Here is a 22,174-nt window from a genome sequence, read left to right on the forward strand (position 1 = left end):
TCAAAGGATGACCGGCCCGATTCGTCACAGATGTCATGCATATTCGTGCGGGAAGGGGTTTTTCCGCAACGCCGTTTCTGGAAATCGTGCCATCACGTGGCCGTGGCTTGCGAAGCGGCCCGATTTGTGGCCTGTCTGGCATATTCGCGCCAATCGTCACATGCCGATGCTATGATCCTTTTGCTGATATTTCCGGCACTGTCGGGCGGCTTTTTATGAGGATTCTGATGACGCGCTTTTTCACTGTTGTCGTAACTGCCGTGACCCTGATCGCCGGCACCGGGGTGGCCATGGCGGACCCGGAAATCAACCCACTCTTTCAGCTTTTCGGCGGCGGCGTCCGTAGCGGTACCGGCCCCATTCCCCGCACAACCGTGGATTTTCCCAACAACTATGCCCCTGGCACGATCATCGTAAACACTAGGGAACGGCGGCTTTACCTGATCCAGAACAGCAGTCAGGCGCTGCGTTACGGTATCGGTGTTGGCCGCGATGGCTTCCGCTGGGGTGGCGTGCACAGGATTTCGGCCAAGAAGGAATGGCCGAGCTGGACCCCGCCGTCACAGATGCTGCGCCGCCGTCCAGACCTGCCGCGACATATGGTCGGCGGTCCCGACAATCCGCTCGGCGCGCGGGCCATGTATCTCGGCTCAACGCTTTATCGCATTCACGGCTCGAACGAACCTGAGACCATTGGACAAGCGGTTTCCTCAGGCTGCTTCCGCATGGTCAATGAGGACGTGATCGATCTCTATAATCGCGTTCAGGTCGGAGCGACCGTTATCGTCAAGAACTGATCACACGGAACAACGGAAGGGCCGGCCTTGGTGCCGGCCTTTTTTATTTTCAGGCATGCAACGACCGCTCTTGCACGCAGTCACGGGTTGCGGCTACCTCAACCCACAATGCAAATCTTTCCAGAACTGCGACGAATGGCGTTCGGCCTCACCGCGTTGTGTGGTGTCGTGCTTGCCACCACCCTTTTGCCGCCCGCTTACGCGGAGAGCATTGCCGCGAAGCAGCACAACGACAAAAAGGTTTTTACCGACAGCCAGATCATCGACGGCTTCATGAAGACCGCTTTCGGAGCGGAATACCATCTCGCTGGCCGCGTCGACAGGATTCGCAAATATCATATGCCGGTTCGCGTCTTCATCGACGGTTCCAGCCGCATCGACCGGCGCGCGCAGATCGGCAAGGTGGTCAACGATATCGCCAAGCGCGTGCAGCACCTGGACATCGCGATCACCACCAAGCGCGATGACGCCAACACCATCGTCACACTGGTGCGCGACCGCGATTTGCAGAAAACGATCACGTCATTTTACGGTGCAGAAAAGGCAAAAGAGATTAAGGAGTCTCTCGATCCTCAATGCTTGTCAGGCTTCCGCAAGAACGACGAATACGAAATTCAGCGCTCCGATGTCATTCTGACCGTGGATAGCAGCGACTTTGTCTTTCTCGACTGCGCTTACGAAGAATTGCTGCAATCACTGGGGCCGATCAACGATACCGACTCCGTCCCATGGACGATGTTCAATGACGACGTGTCGATGGGCTTTTTCGATATCTACGACCAGTACATTTTGAATATTCTGTATGATCCGCGCATCAGAGCCGGGATGACCGTCGATGAAGCACGCGCGATCCTGCCGGATATTCTGCCGGATGTACGGGCATGGGTCGCCAAGACCAATCACCTGCCGCCGCAGTAGCCTATCCAGATCCGTGAGACTGCTTTTCGAAGCTCGCATTCCCCTTCATCAGGACTAGCCGCGCAAAACAGACCAACGCTCATCGAAGGCAACCTTCGATGAGCCGGGTGGTCCAAACACTATGATGACTTATCGAAAAGCTCCCGACCGATCAGCATGCGGCGGATTTCGCTGGTGCCGGCGCCAATTTCATAAAGCTTCGCATCGCGGAGCAACCGCCCCGTCGGATAGTCATTGATATAACCATTGCCACCGAGCAACTGGATCGCATCCAGTGCACATTGCGTGGCACGCTCCGCCGCATAAAGAATGGCACCGGCCGCATCCTCGCGCGTCGTCTCGCCGCGATCGCAGGCCTTAGCCACAGCATACACGTAAGCCCGTGATGCGTTCATCGCGACATACATGTCCGCAACTTTGCCCTGCACGAGCTGGAAGCTGCCGATCGGCTGACCAAACTGCTTGCGCTCATGAATATAAGGCATCACCACATCGAGGCATGCTTGCATGATGCCAAGCGGACCTGCCGCCAGCACCGTGCGCTCGTAGTCGAGACCGGACATCAGAACGTTGACACCACGCCCGACCTGACCAAGCACGTTTTCTTCGGGGACTTCGCAATCCTCAAACACCAGTTCCGCAGTGTCCGAACCGCGCATGCCGAGCTTGTCCAGCTTCTGCGCCGTTGAAAAACCCTTCATGCCCTTTTCAATGATGAATGCGGTCATCCCGCGTGGACCTGCGGCCGGATCGGTCTTGGCATAAACCACCAGCGTCTCCGCAGTGGGACCGTTGGTGATCCACATCTTGCTGCCGTTGATGATGTAGCGATCTCCCTTTTTGTCGGCGCGCGTTTTCATCGACACCACATCCGATCCCGCGCCGGGTTCGGACATCGCCAGCGCACCGACATGTTCGCCGGAGATCAGTTTCGGAAGATATTTCCGTTTCTGCGCTTCGTTGCCGTTGCGGCGGATTTGATTGACGCAGAGATTTGAGTGCGCGCCGTAGGACAAGCCGACCGACGCCGAAGCTCGGGAAATTTCTTCCAGTGCAACGCAGTGTTCGAGATATCCGAGCCCGGAGCCGCCGTACTCCTCCTCGACGGTAATGCCGTGCAAGCCGAGAGCGCCAAGCTTGGGCCACAGATCGCGCGGGAACTTGTTGCTTTTGTCAATTTCATCGGCGCGTGGCGCAATTTCGTTGGATGAGAAATCGCGGACCGTCTCGCGAATCGCGTCGGCGGTCTCCCCAAGGTCGAAATTGAAAACACTGTGCGCGTTTGAAATCATGTCTCTCTCCCCGGGCGGGTTTTGGCTAACCGTTGTTTGGCGCGACAATGCCACGCGCCGACGACGGGGAGAAGAGGTGGAATGCGCGAGGCCGCGTGCGACCTCGCGCAATAAAAGCATTCGATACCCGACAGGGACGCTGGCTATTCGGAGACTAAGCCAGCGCGCGTGAGGCTTGCCTGACCTTGCGGGTCGATTCATCGACTGACTTTGCAGCCCGGGCGATGTCATTGATGTTGGCGTTGATGTCGTTGACGCCCTTCGCCGCCACCTGCATGTTCGACGAGATGCTTTGGGTGACCGACGCCTGCTCCTCGACCGAGGCCGCAATCGCCGCGGAAATTTCATTAACGCGGGAGATGGTCTGGGTGATCGTTTCGATCACATTGACCGCACTCGCCGTGGTCCCCTGGACTTCGGCGACCTGACCACTGATTTCATCGGTCGCCTTCGCGGTCTGGGTAGCGAGGCTCTTGACCTCGGCAGCGACCACGGCGAACCCCCTTCCCGCTTCTCCTGCCCGCGCCGCCTCGATCGTAGCGTTCAGCGCCAGCAGATTGGTCTGATCTGCAATGCTGTTGATGAGTTTGACTACGTCGCCGATCTTCTGGGCTGCGGCTGCAAGCCCCGAGACGATGGCATTGGTTTCATTGGCCTGCTGCACCGCCTGCTTTGAGATGCTGAGAGCATCCGCCGCCTGACGGCTGATTTCTCCCACCGATGCCGCCAGTTCTTCCGTACCCGATGCCACCGCCTGCATGTTGGATGATGTTTGCGTCGAAGCGCTGGCCGCCGACGTCACCCGCTCCGATGTCGAGGTCATGGCGTTGGTGATCTGGGCGAGATCCATATCGATCGACTTTTGTACTTCTCCTCGCCGGATTCGCTCTTCAACCTGCGCGGTCGTATCGGTGGCGAACTTCACCACTTTGGCGAGCTTGCCGTCCGCCCCGAGGATCGGGTTGTAGGACGCCTGAATCCAGACTGGCTTTCCGCCCTTAGCGACACGTTTGTATTCAGCCGATTGATAAGTGCCGCGGCGAAGCGAATCCCAAAACTCGCGATATTCCGCGCTGTCACGATAGGCCGGTTCAACGAACAGGCGGTGATGCTTGCCCTGAATTTCGTCCAGCCTGTATCCGAGAGTCTTTAGAAAATTGTCATTGGCTGTGATCACCGTTCCGTCGAGATTGAACTCGATCACCGCCTGCGATTTGTGAATCGCATTGATCTGGCCCTCGTAATCGGCATTTTTCAGCTTTTGCTGCGTGATGTCGGTGGCAAATTTTACCACCTTGAAAGGCTTGCCGCTGCGATTCAGAAGCGGATTGTAGGACGCCTGGATCCAGACCAGCCGCCCTCCCTTGGCCATCCGCATATATTCTCTCGCCTGATACTCGCCCCGGCGAAGAGCGTCCCAGAATTCACGGTACTCCGCACTTTCCCGCAACTCGGGCGTAACGAACATGCTGTGATGCTTGTCCCGGATTTCCTCCAGCCGATACCCCATGGCGTTGAGGAAATTCGAATTGGCCGTGATGATCGTGCCGTCGGTGTTAAACTCGATGACGGCCTGCGATTTATCCAACGCGTCTAGTTTTGCACTAACTTCCTGAGATGATTTAAGAAATTGCATCTTCTGTGCCCCGTCAGAATCCGCTCTGCGAACAAAACTATGAATAGAATTCGTTTAAGTTGAATTGACGTGAACGGTTTGTTCATGGGTTCCATCTGGGGAACCGGTTTCTTTTTGAGCTTTCCGGGCGCCTTGCTCTCGCCCCCGCCAAGCGCTGTAATTCCGGATAGAGAGGTCGCGGATTAAAATCCTATGGAGAGGGCGCCGATGCACGGAACCATGAGACTTGCCCGCGACCAGCGTCTGCAGGCCGCCCGGGAAAAAGCCTACGCAACACCCTTGTCCGAATTTCATCCCGGGCACCCCGAGCTGTTCCGGTCAGATACGCTTTGGCCCTACTTCGAGCGCCTGCGTCGCGAGGAGCCAGTTCACTTCTGCTCCACCAGTCCGGTCGGCAATTATTGGTCGGTGACCAAGTACAACGACATCATGCATGTCGATACCAATGCCGCGATCTTCTCGTCGGATGTCCGTCTTGGTGGAATCATGCTGCGCGACGTGGACGAGCGATATCAATGGCCCAGCTTTATCGCGATGGATGAGCCCAAACACGGCCCCCAGCGCAAAACCGTCTCGCCGATGTTCACGCCGACCCATCTCGACAAGCTGGCTGTCCTCATTCGCGAGCGTTCTGCGGAGGTGCTCGACCATCTCCCGCGCAACGAGACGTTCAATTGGGTCGAGCGCGTCTCGATCGAACTGACGACACAGATGCTTGCCACGCTGTTCGACTTCCCCTGGGAAGATCGGCGCAAGTTGACGCGGTGGTCTGACATCGCAACAGCGCTGCCAAAAAGCATGATCTATGACAGCGAGGAACAGCGACTCGCCGAACTCGGTGAATGCAGCGATTACTTCACCCGGCTGTGGAATGAACGCGTCAATGTCGAGCCGCGCAGCGACCTGATTTCAATGATGGCGCATAGCGATGCGACCCGGCATATGGATCGCGACAACCTGCTCGGCAATCTCATTCTCCTGATCGTCGGTGGCAACGACACCACGCGCAATTCGATGACGGGCTCCGTGCTTGCCCTGAATGAAAATCCAGATGAATACGATAAACTGCGCGCCAATCCCGCGTTGATCGACAGTTTCGTCCCGGAAGTCATCCGTTGGCAGACGCCGCTGGCTCATATGCGACGGACGGCGCTGCAAGATACCGAACTCGGCGGAAAGCTAATCAAGAAAGGCGACCGCGTCGTGATGTGGTATGTCTCGGGCAATCGCGACAGCGAGGTCATCGAGAACGCAGACAGCTTCATCATCGACCGTGCACGGCCACGGACGCATATGGCGTTTGGCTTCGGGATTCACCGCTGCGTCGGCATGCGGCTCGCCGAGCTCCAGCTCAAAATCGTCTGGGAAGAAATCCTGAAACGCTTCGACAATATCGAGGTTGTCGGCGAACCGAAGCGCGTGTATTCGAGCTTCGTGAAGGGTTACGAGACCCTCCCCGTTCGCATCAATGCGTAAGACCAGGACCTGAATGTGAGCACATTAAATCCGCCAGAGCTGGCGGAGAAAGTTACCAATCACGGATTTACAAAGGCAGCGGGCGTTCGTGTGGTTCATCTTGAACCGGGCAAGGTCGAACTCGCCCTCCCCCGCCGGGACGATCTGCTGCAATTCGCCGGGCACTTCCACGGCGGCGTCATCGCCGCACTCGCGGATCAGGCTGCCGGCATTGCCGTGACGAGCAAGCTTCCCCAAGGGAAGATCGGCGTCACTGTCGAGTTCAAGGTCAACTTCCTGGCCTCTGCCGACGGCGATGAAATCATCGCCAGGGCCGAAGCCATCCAGGTCGGCGGCACCATCGGAGTGGCGACGATCGAGATCTTCACCAAGAATGAAAATTCAGAACGCAGATGTGCGTTCGGCACGGCTACCATGCGGGCCGTCGATCTGCCAAAACCATTCTCATGACCCAGATAGAACCTAACGATTTTTCCGACATCCGAGAATCCGTTGCAAAGCTCTGCGCGCAGTTTCCCGGCGAATACTGGCGCAAGCTCGATCGCGACATGGCGTATCCGCAGGAATTCGTCAAAGCACTGATCGACGCCGGCTATCTCTCTGTCCTCATTCCTGAGGAATACGGCGGTGCCGGACTGAAGCTTTCGGCAGCGGCCGCGATCATGGAAGAGATCCAGCTATCCGGGTGCAACGGCGGCGCCTGTCACGCACAGATGTACACCATGGGCGTACTGCTACGACACGGCAGTGATGCCCAGCGCGCGAAGTGGCTGCCACGCATCGCCAGCGGCGAGCTGCGCCTGCAGGCCTTCGGCGTGACCGAACCAACCAGCGGCACCGACACGTCTTCACTGAAAACTTTCGCCAAACGCGAAGGCAATGGCGACTACATCGTCAACGGCCAAAAGATCTGGACCAGCCGCGCGGAATATTCCGACCTGATGATCCTGCTGGCGCGTACCACGCCGAAAGACCAGGCCGCGAAGCGCACCGATGGTCTCTCAGTCTTCCTGGTCGATATGCAGGAAGCCAAGAAGGCCGGCGGGCTTTCGATCCGGCCGATCCGTACCATGATGAACCACTCCACGACGGAAGTGTTCTTCGACAATCTGCGTGTGCCTGCCGAAAACCTGATCGGCGAAGAAGGCAAGGGCTTCCGCTACATTCTCTCCGGCATGAACGCCGAGCGCATTCTGATCGCCAGCGAATGCGTCGGCGATGCCAAGTGGTTCATCAACAAGGCCAGCACCTACGCTAAGGAGCGCTCGGTGTTCGGCCGCCCGATCGGGCAGAACCAAGGCATCCAGTTTCCAATCGCCAAGGCCTACGCCAACATGCGCGCCGCCGAATTGATGGTGCGGGAAGCGACACGGCTCTATGAGGCCGGCAAGGATTGCGGCGCGGAAGCCAACATGGCGAAGATGCTGGCTGCCGATGCGTCCTGGGAAGCCGCTAATGCCTGCGTTCAGACCCACGGCGGTTTTGGCTTCGCGGAAGAATACGACATCGAGCGGAAGTTCCGCGAAACTCGGCTTTATTCCGTTGCACCGATTTCCACCAACCTCATTCTGTCGTTCCTGGCCGAGCATGTCCTGGGCATGCCGCGCTCCTATTGAGACCGTCCATGTTGCCGCTTGAAGGATTGACCGTTATTGCCGTCGAACAGGCGGTCGCAGCTCCGTTCTGCACATCGCGTCTTGCGGATGCGGGCGCCACAGTCTTCAAGGTCGAACGACCGGAAGGCGATTTCGCACGTGGCTACGATGCCGCCGCCAAAGGCCAGAGCAGTTATTTCGTCTGGCTCAACCGCGGAAAGAAATCGGTCGTCATTGATCTTGCAAGCGACGAAGGCCGCAAGACGCTCGAGAAGCTGATCGCCGGCGCCGATGTAGTGGTGCAGAATCTCAAGCCGGGATCGATGGATCGCCTCGGCTTCACCCGCGAGCGGCTACGCAAGGATTATCCGGCACTGGTCTGCTGCACGATCAGCGGCTACGGCGATGACGGCCCCTACGCGGAGCGCAAGGCGTACGACCTTCTGATCCAGGCCGAGAGCGGACTGGCATCGATCACCGGCGGTCCGGAAACTCCGGCGCGCGTTGGCTTGTCTATCGTCGATATCGCGACGGGCGCGACAGCCCACGCTGCGATCCTCGAAGCCCTGATCGCGCGCTCTCACACCGGCCAAGGTGCTGACATCCGCATCTCCATGTTCGACGTGATGGCGGACTGGCTGACGGTGCCGCTCTTGAACGCGGAAAACGGCAACACGCCCAAACGTATGGGGCTCGCCCATACCTCAATCGCCCCCTACGGCGTGTTCCGCTCCAAGGACGGCCGCGACATTCTGATCTCGATTCAGAGCGAGCGGGAATGGAAAAAGCTCACCGCCGATGTCATGTCGATGCCGGATTTGCCGAATGATCCGCGTTTTGCCAACGGCGTTGAACGCGTTCGCAACCGCGCGCTGACCGACAAGACGGTCGGCGATGTGTTCGCTTCCATGACACGCGACGAGCTTCTCAAGCGGCTGACGGATGCCGATATCGCCTTCGCTGAAGTCAACACCATGAGCGATCTCTCGGTGCATCCGCATCTGCGGCGCATCGAAGTGGATACGCCGAATGGCCCGGTTTCATATCCGGCGCCGGCGGCGATCGTCATGGGCGAAACACGCCCCTACGGCGCTGTGCCTCCAGTCGGCAACGCGACTGATGAAATTGCAGGCGGAAAGAAATCATGAGCGACAAGCTGGATATCGAACATCTACGGCAATGGATCGGCCGGACCCAGAAGGCCTCCGACATCGTGACGGCGCAGCTCGTCAAAGCACTGCGCGCAACATTGTTCATGGATATCGGCAACCCAGTAGAAGGCGAAGCCGCGCCATTCACGACCCATTGGTGCCTGGCTCAGCCGGTGGCGCCGATGAACGAACTCGGACCGGATGGACATCCCGCCCGCGGCGGCTTCCTGCCTCCTGTTCCATTGCCGCGGCGGATGTGGGCCGGCGGACAGTTGGAATTTCTCGATGCGTTGCGCGTGGGAGATGACGTGACACGTTCGTCGCGCATCGCTGACGTGACCTTGAAGACCGGTAGCACTGGCGCGCTGTGTTTCGTCACCGTCGACCATACGATCACGACGCGTCGCGGCGTCGCAATCCGCGAACGACAGGACATCGTCTATCGCGATGTAACACCCGCCGGAGCACAGAAAGCACCAGCGGCGCCCTCTCCCGGCCCCACGGCGAAGCATCGCGAAACGCACATGGCCGATCCCGTCCTGCTGTTTCGCTATTCAGCACTGACGTTCAACGGCCATCGGATCCACTACGACCGTGATTACGTGACCAAGGTCGAGGGCTATCCGGGGCTCATCTTCCACGGCCCGCTCCAGGCAGCATTGCTGGTGGAGTTCGCAGCCAAGCTGCATGGCGGCAACGCGCCGAAGACATTTTCATATCGCGGCGTACAGCCTCTGTTCGATGGCGCCGAATTCAGCGTCAATGCCGATGATGGCGCGAATGAAATGGCTGTGTGGACCGCGAATGCGGACAACGTTCCGACCATGAAGGCGACGGCAAGCTGGTAGCTCTGCGCTACTTCTTGCCGTGTCCCTCGCGGGCCGCAGCCTGAAGCTTTGCCATGCCGCCGATCCAGCGATCGTAGTTATCGGTCTTCTTCCGCATGTAATCGATCACTTGCGGATGCGGCAGGATCAGGAATGCCTCGCGATCGATCCCCTGCAACGCGGCCACTGCAACATCTTCCGGCATGAGATCGCCGTCCCCCGATTGCGGGCCTTTTGGCAGATCGCGCAACATGTTGGTTTCTACGCCCTGGGGGCAAAGAATTGAGACACGGATGTTGTGCGCCTTATGGGAAATCGCGAGGTTCTCCGCAAAGCCAACCGCCGCATGCTTGGTGGTCGAGTAAGCCGCACTGCCGACCTGAGAGAGAAGCCCTGCCGCTGAAATCGTATTGAGGAAATACCCGCCGCCGCGCGCCTTCATGCGCGGGATCAGGTGGCGCGCCGCATACACATGCGCCATGACATGGATCGCCCAGCTTCTCGCCCACGGCTCATCCGAGGTCCCACCAGCATTTTCCGAGAGCGGATCAAATCCCGCACCAATGCCTGCATTCGAGCAGAACAATTCGATCGGACCAAACTGCTGCTCGGTTGTCTCGATCAACTCGCGAATATCGCTTTCCTTACCGACATCGCAGGAAAACGCGGCGCCGCCAATGGAGTCGGCGACGACTTGCGCGCGCGCACCGTCAAGATCGGCAACAACGACTTTTGATGCGCCTTCGCGATGGAAGATTTCGCACAGCGCCTGACCGATGCCATTGGCGCCGCCGGTGACAACAACGACTTTTCCTGAAACTTTCATACGAAAGTTTTAAGTCGGAAAGACAGCGAGATCAATCGATCTGGTGTGGTGGTTCAAAGGTTCGCTCTAGGCACCGAGCAGAATCATGTCCAGAACGGCGGTATAGTGGCAAGCTGCGGCCAGCAGCACGAACGAATGCCAGATTGCGTTCTGGAAACGCAGCCGCTCCCAGACGTGGAAAATCACGCCGAGCGAATACAGCAATCCGCCGGCTGCAATAAACCAGAGCGTCGAAGTCGGCAGTGAAGCCACAACGCTATCGTAGGCAATCACGCCGCTCCAGCCGAGTGCGAGATAAAGCCCCACCGCGAGGCGATCGAACCGGCCCGGGAAAAAGATCTTGATGGCGATGCCGGTAACGGCAACGGACCATACGCCGATCATCAAGGCGATCGCGATAACGCGGTCATTCATTTCGGTGAGAAACGGCGTATAGGTCGCAGCGATCAGAACGTAGATCGCAGAGTGGTCGAAGCGCCGCAGCACCCATTTAACGGGTGAGACCGGCCACAGATTGTAGGTGGCGGATAGCACCAGCATCGCCACCAATCCGGTCACATAGATCGAAACAGAAATGATCTCGGGCGTCGTGGCATAGAGGCCGGCAAGAACAACGAGGACAGTCGCGGCGATCAGGCCAAGAACGGCGCCCAACACGTGCACCACACCGTCTGCAATCAATTCAGCGCGGTCGTAATCCCAACGGATCACGCCACCGCCGATGCTACGCTTGTCCGAATTAAACTGCTTCAATCTGAAAATCGCCATCCGTACAACCTGACAGGACCGACATTGAGCAAGAGACCTAGCTCAAAAGGGTCAATGACTTCTGAAAAGTAGCTAGTGCCCCGAATCCAAAGTTCGCCTCATCGTGCAGCACGCTTCGTAGCGAACTTTGGATTCGGGAGGACCCCAGTAACTTTATGATTCTAATGTGGTTTAGGTTCAGCCACACTAGCCAAACGTCACCATAAAGCTGAAACTTGATTTCTGTTTGACAGCCTCCAGATTCAAGGAGCCGTTACTTGATTATTGCTGCTGCGATTGCTTCTCAGTCCGATAAAGTCTTGATGGAAATATGGCCCCCAGCTTTTCGGACATTGTCGAGGAAACCCGCCTCTCGCTGCGATCTCTGATCGAGTATGGCGAGAATTTGTTGAATCCGACGGTTCGGCTCGGCGTCACAGGTCTGTCACGGGCTGGAAAGACTGTTTTCATCACGGCTCTGGTCCATGGCCTGCTGCGCGGCGGCCGGTTTCCTGTCTTTGAATCCCTCGCGACCGGCCGCATCGCTCGCGCCCGGCTCGAACCGCAGCCCGATGACGCGGTCCCGCGCTTTGCCTACGAAAATCACGTTCGTACGCTGATCGACGAGCGCCATTGGCCGAACTCGACGGTCGATATCAGTGAGCTGCGCCTCGTCATCGATTATCAGCGTCAGAATGCGGCGACCCGCAGCCTGACGCTCGATCTGGTCGATTATCCCGGCGAGTGGCTGCTCGACCTTCCATTGCTCAAGAGGAGTTATGAGCAATGGTCCGCGGAAAGTATGGCGCTATCCCGGCGTGAGCCGCGTGCCCGACTGGCCAGAGAATGGCACGCGCATCTTGCACGCCTTGATCCAAACGACCGTGAGGATGAACAGGCGACACTGACCACTGCCAAACTCTTCACCGAATACCTCCGCGCCTGCCGCGATGAACGCTTCGCCATGAGCCTTCTGCCCCCGGGTCGCTTTCTGATGCCGGGCAGTCTCGCGGGCTCGCCGGCGCTGACCTTTTCCCCGCTTGACGTGCCGCAGGATGGTTCAGCGCCAAACGGCTCGCTATGGGCAATGATGCGGCGACGCTACGAAGCCTACAAAGACGTCGTGGTTCGTCCGTTCTTCCGCGATCACTTTACACGCCTTGATCGTCAGATCGTTCTGGTGGACGCCCTTGCCGCATTCAATGCAGGCCCTGAAGCATTGAAGGATCTTGAGGGCGCGCTTTCCGGCATTCTTGATTGCTTCAATATTGGCCGGAGCACCTTCGTCAGTACGCTGTTTCGCCCGCGTATCGACCGGATTTTGTTCGCTGCAACCAAAGCCGATCACCTGCACCGCTCAAGCCATGACCGGCTAGAAGCAATTTTGAAGCGCATGGTGGAGCGCGCGGCCTCAAGGGCGGAATTCGCTGGTGCCGCCGTGGATGTGATTGCGCTGGCGGCAGTGCGAGCCACCCGTGAAGCGGTCGTGCAGCAAGGTCGCGAGAAACTGCCTTCGATTCTGGGGACACCAGAGGCCGGTGAAACTGCAAATGGCGAGATTTTCGATGGAGAGACAGAAGCTGCAACGTTTCCGGGTGACCTTCCGAACAACCTCGATGAGCTCTTTACCGGCAAAGCTCCATTTCGCGGACTGACGACAGCTACATCCGAGCACGCGGACTTCCGCTTCTTGCGATTTCGTCCGCCATTGCTCAGCCGGAGTGGTAGCGAAGAGCCGGCGCTACCCCATATTCGTCTGGACCGCGCGCTTCAGTTCCTGATCGGAGACAAGCTGCAATGAGCGACCGTCCCCATCACCGCAAACCAACAGCTTTCAAGCTGGACGACCCGCGTGTGATCGTGCTGGACGAGGAGAACGAGACCGCGCGCCCGCTGCGTGGCAAGATTCGTATCACCCCTGACGCCGATCCCGCCTTGCTTCCAGTCCCGGTCGAAGAACCGTTCGTCCCGGTCCGTAAGGGATTCGGCTGGGCCAAAGTGTTCTGGGTGGCGCTCGGCGTGTTGGTTCTGCTCGGCCTTGGTCTTGGTATTACCAACCTCGTAGAGGACCTGTTCAACCGCAGCCTCAGCCTTGGCTATATTGGGCTGACCTTCGCCATTCTGGCCGTGGTGGCGCTGGTCGCCATCATTACCCGCGAAACGCTAAGCCTTGCCCGGCTTGAAACGATCGAGAAGCTTCACGCACGCGCAAATGCCGTCCTGTTGAACGACGACCGAAGGGAAAGCGACGCGATCGTGCGCGACCTGCTCAAAGTCGCCCATGACAATCCGCGGCTTGCCCGGGCTCGTGTTGCGCTCGAGGAACACGGCCGCGACATCATCGACGGCGCGGACATGATCCGGCTCGCCGAACGCGAGTTGATGACACCGCTCGATCAAGAGGCACGCCGCCTCATTTCAAGTGCGGCGCAGCGGGTCTCCATCGTCACGGCGGTCAGCCCCGGAGCGATCATCGACGTCTTGTTCGTGCTGGCTGCAGCGCTGCGTCTCGTCCGTCAGCTCGCAAGGCTCTATGGCGGCCGGCCCGGCACACTGGGCCTCATTCGCCTGATGCGGCACGTGGTTGCGCACCTTGCGGTCACAGGCGGTATGGCAGCCAGCGACAGCCTGATCCAGCAGGTGCTGGGCCATGGCATTGCCGCCAAACTCTCCGCGCGGCTCGGCGAGGGCCTGCTCAATGGACTGCTCACGGCGCGGCTTGGCCTCGCCGCCGTGGAGGTGACGCGTCCGCTGCCATTTGCGGTGTTGCCCCGCCCGATGCTGTCGGATCTCGCGAAGGACCTGCTCCGTCGCGCTGGCGACGACGAACCAAAATCCTGAATCTCCTGACGACCCGCCCTTCGACAAAGTGCTCCAAAGGGCTGCCGACAGGCGTGAACCTACGCCGGACGGAACACGACCAATTTGCGGTGGTGGATATCGGCATCAGCGCGGTCAGCGCCCGTTCAGGAGAATACCATGCTTCGCAAACTCACTCTCGCCCTTGCCGCTGCCGCCGCACTTGGGGCGGCGGCCCTGTCCCCGACCGCAGCCTCCGCTCACGGTTGGCATGGTGGCCACTGGGGGCACGGTTGGGGCCACTATTATGGCGTAGGATTTGGCTTCAGCCCCGTCTATGCAGGACCCCAATACGTCGATGACGGCTGTTACGTGACCCGCCGCGTCCGCACCGCCCGAGGCATCCGATTGCGCACCATCAACGTCTGCTATTGATCCATCGTCTCTGCACGAACCTCCAATCCCCGGTCATCGCCATGACCGGGGATTTGCTTTGACCGATCAGAACCGTTCGCAGAGCAGCCGCCCATGGCGCCGGTACCTCGCATTCGCTAAACTCCGGCTGCGTCGTCAGAGGATGTCGTCCGATCGCCTCATCACGCAATATCAGGCTGATTTCAGGGACCATCCAGCACGATGTCTGATGCCGCTTTCTCGTTGACCAAGTTCGCGCGCGGCATCGGCCTGCGGCAGGTCCGGTTTGCCACGGGCCTCATTCTCTTCGTCTATCTGATCACCCATTTCACGAATCACGCGCTCGGCAATATCTCGCTCAACGCGATGGAAGACATGCTCGTCTACCAGATGTTGTTCTGGCAGAGCTGGCCGGTGCTGATTGTATTTTATGGCGCAGCGCTGACCCACATGGGCCTCGGAATCTGGGCGCTCTACGTGCGGCGACAATTCCGCTGGACAACCATTGAAGCAACCCAGCTGATTTTCGGTCTCAGTATCCCCCTGCTGATCCTGGGACATCTGATCGGCGTGCGCCTCGCGGCGCCCCTCAAGGGCATCGACAAGGATTACCCCCAGGTCCTGTTCGCGTTCTGGATCGCGCGGCCACACCTACTATGGACAATCCTCACGGCCCTCATCGTTTCGTGGATCCACGCATGTATCGGGTTCTATTTCTGGCTGCGAATAAAGCCCTACTTCAAGACAATCGCACCTCTTCTTTTTGCGGCGGCAGTCATCATTCCCACACTCGCATTGCTCGGGGTGTATCAGGGCGGCCGCGCGGTGGAGCGGGCCAGCACATCCCCGGAATGGCGGTCTGACAATCTCTCACGCGACAAGGTCGGGAGCGGCGCTGATCAGGCGGCTCTGGATAACATGACGTTCTACGCGGTGTACGGGTATCTTGGCTTGATCGGTCTGGTCCTCCTCGCCCGCGGCATCCGAACTCTAAGCGAGCGCCGCAGCGGTCTGATCAAGCTCTCCTACGACAATGGCAAGGTCGTCCGAGTGCCGGTCGGCCTGACCGTGCTGGAGGCCAGCACGCGCTTTGGTGTCCCCCATTCAAGTATCTGCGGCGGCCGTGCGCGCTGCTCAACCTGCCGGATACGGGTGATCGGTGACTGCAGTCGTCTGCCGGCTCCCTCGAACCGCGAAGCCTTCGTACTTGAACGCATCGGCGCCGACGGCGACCCCGCCGTTCGGCTGGCCTGCCAGCTACGTCCGAAATCCGACATAACGTTCGTCAGAATATATCCGGCCCGAGGAGGTGCCCTCTCCTCAGATCATACAAAGCCGACGAACACCGGCAAGGAACAGTATCTGGTCAGCATGTTCGTAGATCTGCGCGGATCAACCAAGATTGCCGAAGAGCTCCTGCCGTTCGATACGGTCTTCCTCATCAACCGTTTCCTGTCCGCGGTCACCCAAGCTGTTGTCGAAAGTGGCGGCCAGCCGAACCAATATATTGGCGATGGAATGCTCGCGCTGTTCGGCCTCACGACCACCCCGCAAGTGGCAGCCCGGCAAGCAATCGCGGCAGCGGCCCGTATTGCGGCGCGCATCGACGAACTCAATGAAATCGTCGGCAAAGATGTCCCGGATCCTCTTCGGTTCGGGATCGGTATTCACGGTGGCGAGGTGATTGTCGGAGATATCGGCTCCCATAATCACACGGTGTTCACGGCCATCGGCGATGCCGTCAATGTCGCCTCGCGCTTGCAGGACATGACCAAAGGGTTGGCCTGTGAGGTTGTCCTCTCGGAAGAGCTGGTCAAGACCGCGAAGCTGCCCACGAATGCCTTGCCGAGGGCCGAGGCCCCTATCCGCGGGCGAGTTGAACCGATGGCTATTTATGCGATCGAAAAGGCCGCGACATTATCCGGTTTGATCCCGGATTTCGCAGTTGCGGCAATCTAAGCGCGGCAATCCGCGCAATTAAATCGCGTGATTTGGACTACCAAGGTGCAAATATACCGCGTAGCCTAGCCTGCGTTGGATACGCCATCTGCGGAACCGACCGATTATAACGTTTCTTATTTCTGGAGACCAATTAATGGCTAAAGGCACTGTGAAATGGTTCAACCCGACGAAGGGCTATGGATTTATTCAGCCAAGCAGCGGCGGCAAAGATGTGTTTGTTCATATTTCCGCGGTCGAGAAGGCAGGGCGTTCTACGCTGAATGAAGGGCAGGCGGTTGAGTACGAAGAGATCGCCAATCGCGGAAAAACGTCTGCGGAAAATCTCAAACTTTAATCATTCAAACTCTCAGCACATTACCGGGCTCGATCGTCCGTCTTGAGCGTCTGTATCCATGTTTGAAGAAGTAGACCGGCGGCGACAAGGTCGCCGGTTCTATTCCGGCCACACCAGGGCGGTGGGAGCAGACGTTGGACTGCGCGTCCATGCGCCTCCTCAGATCATTGATCTAACTTTATATCGTAGATCGAGACGATGTCGCGCGTCCGTGATGCTCATACTTGGGATGGGGCTTGAGCTTGTCGCCTGAATCGCGCTTCAATTCGTCTGTTTGATTGCAACGATAAGAATCGAAATTCGGGAGGCACCTATGAGAACGCTCGCAGCCGCGCTGTGCGCTCTAACGCTATTCGCAACCGGCGCGCAGGCGCAAACGGTCAAGGATTTTCTGGCGCAGGTCACCAAAAAGTGGACCACGCCCTTTGACCCGTTCCACATGATCGGAAACATCTACTACGTCGGCACCGACGGCATTGCCGTCTACATCATCAAGACCTCGGACGGTCTGATCCTCATGGATACGGCGCTCCCGGAATCCACCGGCATGATCAAGGACAATATCGCCAAGCTCGGATTCAAGCTCAGCGACATCAAGTACATCCTGAACACGCACGCGCACTTCGACCACACCGGCGGCTTTGCCGAGATCAAGAAGGAAACCGGCGCTCAGCTCGTTGCGGGCGAACGCGACAAACCGCTGCTCGAAGGCGGATACTATCCAGGCGATGAGAAGAACACCGACCTCGGGTTTCCGGCTGTGAAGGTCGATCGCGCTGTCAAGGAACGCGACAAGGTCACCCTCGGCGACACAACACTGACCGCGCACGCCACGCCCGGCCACTCTCCTGGCTGCACGAGCTGGGAGATGACCGTGAAGGACGGCGGTCAGGACCGCGATGTGCTGTTTTTCTGTAGCGGAACGGTTGCGTTGAACAAGCTGGTCGGCCATCCGACCCACCCCGGCATTGTCGAGGATTACCGATCGACATACGCAAAAGTCAAAGGGATGAAGATCGACGTGCTGCTCGGGCCGCATCCGGAAGTCTACGGTATGCAGGAGAAGCGAGCGCAAATGAAGGACGGCGCGCCGAACCCGTTCGTCAAGCCCGGCGAACTTGCGACCTATGTGGCAACGCTCGAACAGGATTTCGACAAGGCGCTCGCCAAGCAGACAGCGGCACTTCAGAAGAGCAATTAGCCCAGAGCTGGATCAAGCGACGCGTGCTGAACGCACGCGTCGCACCAAATTACCCCCAGGGACCACGCGGCCTGTTGCCGGCGGCATGGGGCTCAGCGCTCGTGAAGTCGCCACGCGATCCGAACTCACTCGCAAGGCGCTGCAACTCCCGGACACGATTTTCCGTTGAAGGATGGGTGGAGAACAGGTTGTCTACCCCGTGCCCTGACAGCGGATTGATAATGAACATGTGCGCCGTCGCGGGGCTGCGTTCGGCCTCCATGTTCGGGATTTGATGTGCGGCATTGTCGATTTTGACCAGCGCTGACGCCAGCCACATCGGCTGACCGCAAATCCGTGCACCCAGATTGTCCGCCGAATATTCCCGCGTCCGACTGATCGCCATCTGCACGATCATCGCCGCCAATGGCGCCAGAATCATCATGGCCAATGAGCCGATGATGCCTGGACCGTTGTTACCGCGATGACCGCCAAAGAACATTCCGAACTGCGTGATCATGGAAATGGCACCGGCGATCGTCGCGGTGAGCGTCATGATCAGCGTGTCGTGATTTTTGATGTGAGCGAGTTCGTGCGCGATCACGCCGGCCAGTTCCTCACGACTCAGCATCTGCACGAGGCCAGTCGTCGCGGCCACCGCGGCGTTCTGCGGATTCCGCCCCGTCGCGAAGGCGTTCGGCTGCGGATTGTCCATCAGATACACTTTCGGCATCGGCACGTTCGCGCGCGCGGCGAGTTCAGCCACCAGATGCACGAGTTCCGGGGCCGAACGTTCATCGACCTCCTGCGCGCCATACATTGACAGCACCATCCGGTCTGAATTCCAGTACGCAAACAGGTTCGTCGCCGCCGCGATGACCAATGCGATCATGGCGCCGCTTGAGCCACCGATGAGATAGCCAACGCCCATGAACAGGGCGGTCAGACCTGCGAGCAAAATCGCCGTTTTGAAATAACTCAAAGCCGCCTCCCACCCTCAGAGCATGGAACACACCCCCTAAATGGTGGGTATGCCCCATGGGGTTCAAGGTCGAATGCTGCGTCGCGGCGTCGCGTCGCGATAACAATCATTGATTGAATGATATTCATCATATAAAAGCGCTCTCATCCAGGGACCTTTGAAATGACGATCCAGAATCTGAGGCAGGACGAAACACGCGCGCAGCAGACCCCGGCAATCTCAACACGGATTGTCGTCCTTGCAGCGCTTGCATCGGTCGGATCGTTCGCAACAAGCATCTTGCTGCCGTCGCTGCCGTCGATGGCGAAAAGCCTGCATGTCTCCACCGCCGATGTCGCCTCTGCGATCAGTATCTACCTTGCCGTATTCGCCGCCGGACAGTTGCTTGTCGGTCCATTGTCCGACCGCTACGGCCGGTGGAAGCCGGTCGTTATCGGGCTGCTGATCTTTGTTGCAGGCAGTGTCTGGTGCGAATTCGCCGCCGACCTGCCCATGCTGTTGATCGGCCGGGTCATTCAGGGATTTGGCGCATGCGCCGCGTCTGTTCTGTCGCGTGCCATTGCACGCGACCTGTTGAGTGGAGAAGAGCTGACGCGTGCACTGGCCTTCATCATGGTGGCGATGTCGGCCGCTCCCGGATTCTCTCCGCTGATCGGCGGCCTGCTTGAATCGACATTCGGATGGCGGTCTGCATTCTTCGCTGTTGGAATCTTCGGAGCGATCGTCGCTCTCTCCTATTGGCGATATGTCGGCGAGACCCACCGCCCGGATGGCAACGTCTCGATACAGCCGATCGTCATTCTCAAAGGTTACGCCGACCTGTTAGCGGATGCTCGCTTTATCGCCCCAGCGGGCACCATCGGACTTCTCATGGGCGCAATATTTGCGATGTTTTCAGGAACGCCGCGCGTGCTGATCGACGGTCTGGGGCTGTCGCCGATTCAGCTCGGCCTGTTCTTCGCCGGCTCGGTGTTCGTGGTGTTCGCGGCCGGCATGTCGGCCCCCCGTCTCGCGATCAAGATCGGGCACTCGCGAGCGACGCTCGTCGGGATTGTCATTGCAACGGCGGGCGGGATCGCCCTCCTGGCGGCCCACTGGATCGATCACTCCGTCTGGAGCTATCTCTTACCGGTCGCCGTGTTTCTGGCAGGCTTTGGAATGGTGAGCCCACTAGCAACCGCAACCAGCCTGCAGCCTTTTGGCGACAGGGCGGGTCTAGCATCCGCGCTTCTCGGATTTTTGCAGATGGCAGGAGCCGCGGTTGGCACCATGATGGCGGCTTCCATTGCCAGCCCGACACTAGCGGTCGGCGTCGTCCAGGCATCGTTAACGATGCTGGGACTTCTTCTCTACCTCATGGGCAGGCGGTCGGCAGCGGCGCACTGACGTCAGCAGGACGCCTCCCAGCCTTTTGGAAACGGAATCATCGGCCAGGCGCCGGATCCCGAGCAATCAGACGCCTTGTCGCCTGGTTCCAGCACGCCACCGCAATACGGACAGGGGTTGTCGTTGGCCGCGCGCGGGAAGTCGCTAGAGGTCTCGGTGACCTCGTGAGCGAAAAAGTTAACAACATTGCGACGCGGTTTCAGTCGATCAACGGGCATGCTCAATCCTCTTCATCAGAGATTGCATCATGCCAGCGAGATCATGCTGGTCCGTTCAACAGAACGCTCAAATTTTAGCATTAGATCGCGCGGTTCCGCGCGAAAAGATCAGCGTGCGACGATCAGCCCACGGCTGGTCACGACAACCCAGCGGCCATCCTGGCGGCGGATCGCATCCACCCGGCCGACGCCCGGGAGCGGATCGCCTGGGATGACTTCGAAAATGCCCTGGCGCCCTTCCACAGTTGCAGCGCCATCCAGAACCTGGCGTAACACCCAGCCATCGACGACCGGAAGCCGGTTCGGCTGGGCAGCAGCAGGCGCCGGGGCCGGCGCTGGCGCCACAGAGGCCGTGGCTTCGGCCGCACGGAGCTTTTCGACAGTCTCGGTCAGTTTTGCCAGTTTCGCGGCTGGTTCGGCCTGCGCCTTCTCGACACGGTCGATACGGTCGTTGAGCTTTTCAACGCGATCAGTGAGCTTTCCCGCCTGCGCGCTGTTGCCGGAATTGCCGGACTTCAGCGCCGATATATCAGCGTTGAGCTTGGCGATCGCGTTTTCGAATGTTTTGGCCTGTTCGACAGTGACGCTTGCGACGGCCACCTGCTTCTGGTCGTCCTTCATAAGCTGGCCGACGCCCACGGTCGCCAGGGCACCACCGACTGCACCGACCGACGCCGCGATGGCCACGACTGCCGCCATCGAAAGCGAGCGACGCACCGGCGCTGCGGGCGCCGCCGCAGGTTCCGCGTCGAATGTCTTCTCGCGCTCGTTTTCGTGAAGGACGAAATCTTCCCATGAACTGTTCGGCGTCAGCCGCTGCAGCACGATGTTTTTTGGAGGGTGAACTGTATCAGCCCCATGGTCACTGGAGGGCTTTTCGGCGTTGTCCTTTGAGGGATGCAAAACCATGTCCGTCGAATCTGGAACCAACGATGCTTCATTCGCATCGTTGTTGTGAGCGCTGATCTCGCCGTCGGTGTTGTGGTCGGTCATGGCACGGGTTCCAAAGGGAGTTTGACCATTTGGTAACTACGATTGCTTGAGAAATCGTTACTGTTTCATAACCATCACACGTGCGTGCGGACATGTTCACGCCGCGTGCTCCCGCTCACTGTTATAATGTTCACCCCGTGACGTATTGCCCTCCCCGCCCTGTCATTGGTTGGCGAGCCCGCCAACAGTCTGGTAAGGGACGACAGAGCCTTGAAAATGCCGGATGACCGGCCCTCACTAAAAGCGACATGACGCAAGAACCCATCAACAGCACTGGTTACGCGGACCGGCGGCGCAGACTGCCGCTCGTCGCCACGCTCGTGCTGGGACTGCTGCTGTCACTCTTTCATTGTGCCAATTGCGATCTCGCATTTGCCGATTCCGGCTCCACCACGATTGCTTCAAGTCTCGACACCACCACATCCCACGATGGTCCTGCCGAGCAGCAACTGCCCGCGCACAGCGGCCACTGTCTAAGCCACGTCGCAGCGCAACCATCGGCCGTTACGCTCATCCCCACGGATCTCGGCTACCGGGCATTCGCCATCGGCTGCGATCAAAGCCCGGCATCTCTCGCCGGCCTGCCGCTTTTCAAACCACCACGCGCCTGATCATCAGCGGCCCCTCGTGGCCTGCTGCTG

The 22,174-nt window shown here is 58.9% G+C and carries 22 protein-coding genes; 15 read left to right on the plus strand and 7 right to left on the minus strand.

Annotated elements, in window-relative coordinates; all coding sequences use genetic code 11:
• The first annotated feature begins 227 nt into the window (after positions 1-227).
• Both ACZ5C3_RS24205 and ACZ5C3_RS24210 read left to right on the plus strand, forming a co-directional pair.
• Positions 228-797 (plus strand): L,D-transpeptidase, encoded by a 570-nt coding sequence (locus ACZ5C3_RS24205; RefSeq protein ID WP_464033677.1) that lies wholly within the window; start codon positions 228-230, stop codon positions 795-797.
• Between the two features lie 135 nt (positions 798-932).
• Positions 933-1,715, plus strand: a complete 783-nt coding sequence (locus ACZ5C3_RS24210; protein WP_464033678.1) for a DUF2927 domain-containing protein — start codon at positions 933-935, stop codon at positions 1,713-1,715.
• 119 nt (positions 1,716-1,834) lie between these two features.
• Here ACZ5C3_RS24210 and ACZ5C3_RS24215 read toward each other — a convergent pair whose 3' ends face one another.
• On the minus strand, positions 1,835-3,007 hold the full coding sequence (locus ACZ5C3_RS24215; RefSeq protein ID WP_464033679.1) for an isovaleryl-CoA dehydrogenase: 1,173 nt from the start codon (positions 3,005-3,007) through the stop codon (positions 1,835-1,837).
• A gap of 154 nt (positions 3,008-3,161) precedes the next feature.
• On the minus strand, positions 3,162-4,643 hold the full coding sequence (locus ACZ5C3_RS24220) for a methyl-accepting chemotaxis protein (RefSeq protein ID WP_464033680.1): 1,482 nt from the start codon (positions 4,641-4,643) through the stop codon (positions 3,162-3,164).
• Between the two features lie 207 nt (positions 4,644-4,850).
• On the opposite strand from ACZ5C3_RS24220, the gene ACZ5C3_RS24225 reads away from it, so the two are divergent.
• Genes ACZ5C3_RS24225 through ACZ5C3_RS24245 form a run of 5 tightly spaced genes read left to right on the plus strand, consistent with a single transcriptional unit; the run spans position 4,851 to position 9,713 of the window.
• Complete coding sequence (locus tag ACZ5C3_RS24225; protein ID WP_464044327.1) at positions 4,851-6,119, plus strand: cytochrome P450; 1,269 nt, start codon at positions 4,851-4,853, stop codon at positions 6,117-6,119.
• Positions 6,120-6,134: 15 nt separating this feature from the next.
• Complete coding sequence (locus ACZ5C3_RS24230) at positions 6,135-6,569, plus strand: PaaI family thioesterase (protein ID WP_464033681.1); 435 nt, start codon at positions 6,135-6,137, stop codon at positions 6,567-6,569.
• On the plus strand, positions 6,566-7,735 hold the full coding sequence (locus ACZ5C3_RS24235) for an acyl-CoA dehydrogenase family protein (RefSeq protein ID WP_464033682.1): 1,170 nt from the start codon (positions 6,566-6,568) through the stop codon (positions 7,733-7,735). The genes ACZ5C3_RS24230 and ACZ5C3_RS24235 overlap by 4 nt, the downstream gene beginning before the upstream one ends.
• Positions 7,736-7,743: 8 nt before the next feature.
• A complete protein-coding gene (locus ACZ5C3_RS24240; protein ID WP_464033683.1) occupies positions 7,744-8,862 on the plus strand; it encodes a CaiB/BaiF CoA transferase family protein in 1,119 nt (372 codons plus the stop codon).
• Positions 8,859-9,713: an HTD2 family dehydratase gene (locus ACZ5C3_RS24245; RefSeq protein WP_464033684.1), complete on the plus strand. Its 855-nt coding sequence runs from the start codon at positions 8,859-8,861 to the stop codon at positions 9,711-9,713. The genes ACZ5C3_RS24240 and ACZ5C3_RS24245 overlap by 4 nt, the downstream gene beginning before the upstream one ends.
• 7 nt (positions 9,714-9,720) lie before the next feature.
• Here the strand turns inward: ACZ5C3_RS24245 and ACZ5C3_RS24250 are convergent, their stop codons facing one another.
• Positions 9,721-10,518 carry an SDR family oxidoreductase gene (locus ACZ5C3_RS24250; protein ID WP_464033685.1) on the minus strand — a complete coding sequence of 266 codons (798 nt, stop codon included), beginning with the start codon at positions 10,516-10,518 and terminating at the stop codon, positions 9,721-9,723.
• Between the two features lie 66 nt (positions 10,519-10,584).
• A complete protein-coding gene (gene trhA / locus ACZ5C3_RS24255) occupies positions 10,585-11,286 on the minus strand; it encodes a PAQR family membrane homeostasis protein TrhA (RefSeq protein ID WP_464033686.1) in 702 nt (233 codons plus the stop codon).
• A 310-nt stretch (positions 11,287-11,596) separates the two neighbouring features.
• Between trhA and ACZ5C3_RS24260 the strand changes: the two genes are divergently transcribed.
• From ACZ5C3_RS24260 to blaBJP, 6 genes are all read left to right on the plus strand, one after another.
• Positions 11,597-13,066: a YcjX family GTP-binding protein gene (locus tag ACZ5C3_RS24260; protein WP_464033687.1), complete on the plus strand. Its 1,470-nt coding sequence runs from the start codon at positions 11,597-11,599 to the stop codon at positions 13,064-13,066.
• Entirely contained in the window at positions 13,063-14,106 is a 1,044-nt protein-coding gene (locus ACZ5C3_RS24265) for a YcjF family protein (protein ID WP_464033688.1), read from the plus strand. The genes ACZ5C3_RS24260 and ACZ5C3_RS24265 overlap by 4 nt, the downstream gene beginning before the upstream one ends.
• A 138-nt stretch (positions 14,107-14,244) precedes the next feature.
• Positions 14,245-14,499 (plus strand): hypothetical protein, encoded by a 255-nt coding sequence (locus ACZ5C3_RS24270; RefSeq protein WP_464033689.1) that lies wholly within the window; start codon positions 14,245-14,247, stop codon positions 14,497-14,499.
• Positions 14,500-14,700: 201 nt separating this feature from the next.
• On the plus strand, positions 14,701-16,437 hold the full coding sequence (locus ACZ5C3_RS24275; RefSeq protein WP_464033690.1) for an adenylate/guanylate cyclase domain-containing protein: 1,737 nt from the start codon (positions 14,701-14,703) through the stop codon (positions 16,435-16,437).
• Between the two features lie 136 nt (positions 16,438-16,573).
• Positions 16,574-16,774: a cold-shock protein gene (locus tag ACZ5C3_RS24280; protein ID WP_464033691.1), complete on the plus strand. Its 201-nt coding sequence runs from the start codon at positions 16,574-16,576 to the stop codon at positions 16,772-16,774.
• A gap of 313 nt (positions 16,775-17,087) precedes the next feature.
• On the plus strand, positions 17,088-17,975 hold the full coding sequence (blaBJP, locus tag ACZ5C3_RS24285; protein WP_464033692.1) for a BJP family subclass B3 metallo-beta-lactamase: 888 nt from the start codon (positions 17,088-17,090) through the stop codon (positions 17,973-17,975).
• A 49-nt stretch (positions 17,976-18,024) separates the two neighbouring features.
• On the opposite strand, the gene htpX is transcribed toward blaBJP, so the two are convergent.
• A complete protein-coding gene (gene htpX / locus ACZ5C3_RS24290) occupies positions 18,025-18,936 on the minus strand; it encodes a zinc metalloprotease HtpX (RefSeq protein WP_464033693.1) in 912 nt (303 codons plus the stop codon).
• Positions 18,937-19,098: 162 nt separating this feature from the next.
• Between htpX and ACZ5C3_RS24295 the strand changes: the two genes are divergently transcribed.
• Positions 19,099-20,322, plus strand: a complete 1,224-nt coding sequence (locus ACZ5C3_RS24295; RefSeq protein WP_464044328.1) for a multidrug effflux MFS transporter — start codon at positions 19,099-19,101, stop codon at positions 20,320-20,322.
• A 2-nt stretch (positions 20,323-20,324) separates the two neighbouring features.
• Here ACZ5C3_RS24295 and ACZ5C3_RS24300 read toward each other — a convergent pair whose 3' ends face one another.
• Together ACZ5C3_RS24300 and ACZ5C3_RS24305 are read right to left on the minus strand one after the other, a co-directional pair.
• A complete protein-coding gene (locus tag ACZ5C3_RS24300; RefSeq protein ID WP_464033696.1) occupies positions 20,325-20,540 on the minus strand; it encodes a hypothetical protein in 216 nt (71 codons plus the stop codon).
• Positions 20,541-20,648: 108 nt separating this feature from the next.
• The gene (locus tag ACZ5C3_RS24305; protein WP_464044330.1) at positions 20,649-21,533 is read right to left on the minus strand and encodes a hypothetical protein; all 885 of its coding nucleotides are present in this window, start codon (positions 21,531-21,533) and stop codon (positions 20,649-20,651) included.
• A gap of 248 nt (positions 21,534-21,781) precedes the next feature.
• On the opposite strand from ACZ5C3_RS24305, the gene ACZ5C3_RS24310 reads away from it, so the two are divergent.
• Entirely contained in the window at positions 21,782-22,144 is a 363-nt protein-coding gene (locus ACZ5C3_RS24310; RefSeq protein WP_464033700.1) for a ferrichrome ABC transporter substrate-binding protein, read from the plus strand.
• Positions 22,145-22,174: the final 30 nt, after the last annotated feature.

The organism is Afipia dichlorophenoxyacetatis (assembly GCF_055386385.1).

Coding starts and splice junctions, on each gene's coding strand:
- blaBJP (WP_464033692.1), top strand. CDS start 17,088: ATGAGAACGCTCGCAGCCGCGCTGTGCGCTCTAACGCTATTCGCAACC.
- ACZ5C3_RS24295 (WP_464044328.1), top strand. CDS start 19,099: ATGACGATCCAGAATCTGAGGCAGGACGAAACACGCGCGCAGCAGACC.
- ACZ5C3_RS24280 (WP_464033691.1), top strand. CDS start 16,574: ATGGCTAAAGGCACTGTGAAATGGTTCAACCCGACGAAGGGCTATGGA.
- ACZ5C3_RS24270 (WP_464033689.1), top strand. CDS start 14,245: ATGCTTCGCAAACTCACTCTCGCCCTTGCCGCTGCCGCCGCACTTGGG.
- ACZ5C3_RS24215 (WP_464033679.1), bottom strand. CDS start 3,007: ATGATTTCAAACGCGCACAGTGTTTTCAATTTCGACCTTGGGGAGACC.
- ACZ5C3_RS24310 (WP_464033700.1), top strand. CDS start 21,782: ATGACGCAAGAACCCATCAACAGCACTGGTTACGCGGACCGGCGGCGC.
- ACZ5C3_RS24275 (WP_464033690.1), top strand. CDS start 14,701: ATGTCTGATGCCGCTTTCTCGTTGACCAAGTTCGCGCGCGGCATCGGC.
- ACZ5C3_RS24210 (WP_464033678.1), top strand. CDS start 933: ATGGCGTTCGGCCTCACCGCGTTGTGTGGTGTCGTGCTTGCCACCACC.
- ACZ5C3_RS24220 (WP_464033680.1), bottom strand. CDS start 4,643: ATGCAATTTCTTAAATCATCTCAGGAAGTTAGTGCAAAACTAGACGCG.
- ACZ5C3_RS24245 (WP_464033684.1), top strand. CDS start 8,859: ATGAGCGACAAGCTGGATATCGAACATCTACGGCAATGGATCGGCCGG.
- ACZ5C3_RS24305 (WP_464044330.1), bottom strand. CDS start 21,533: ATGACCGACCACAACACCGACGGCGAGATCAGCGCTCACAACAACGAT.
- ACZ5C3_RS24205 (WP_464033677.1), top strand. CDS start 228: ATGACGCGCTTTTTCACTGTTGTCGTAACTGCCGTGACCCTGATCGCC.
- ACZ5C3_RS24265 (WP_464033688.1), top strand. CDS start 13,063: ATGAGCGACCGTCCCCATCACCGCAAACCAACAGCTTTCAAGCTGGAC.
- ACZ5C3_RS24300 (WP_464033696.1), bottom strand. CDS start 20,540: ATGCCCGTTGATCGACTGAAACCGCGTCGCAATGTTGTTAACTTTTTC.
- ACZ5C3_RS24260 (WP_464033687.1), top strand. CDS start 11,597: ATGGCCCCCAGCTTTTCGGACATTGTCGAGGAAACCCGCCTCTCGCTG.
- trhA (WP_464033686.1), bottom strand. CDS start 11,286: ATGGCGATTTTCAGATTGAAGCAGTTTAATTCGGACAAGCGTAGCATC.
- ACZ5C3_RS24250 (WP_464033685.1), bottom strand. CDS start 10,518: ATGAAAGTTTCAGGAAAAGTCGTTGTTGTCACCGGCGGCGCCAATGGC.
- ACZ5C3_RS24235 (WP_464033682.1), top strand. CDS start 6,566: ATGACCCAGATAGAACCTAACGATTTTTCCGACATCCGAGAATCCGTT.
- ACZ5C3_RS24240 (WP_464033683.1), top strand. CDS start 7,744: ATGTTGCCGCTTGAAGGATTGACCGTTATTGCCGTCGAACAGGCGGTC.
- ACZ5C3_RS24225 (WP_464044327.1), top strand. CDS start 4,851: ATGCACGGAACCATGAGACTTGCCCGCGACCAGCGTCTGCAGGCCGCC.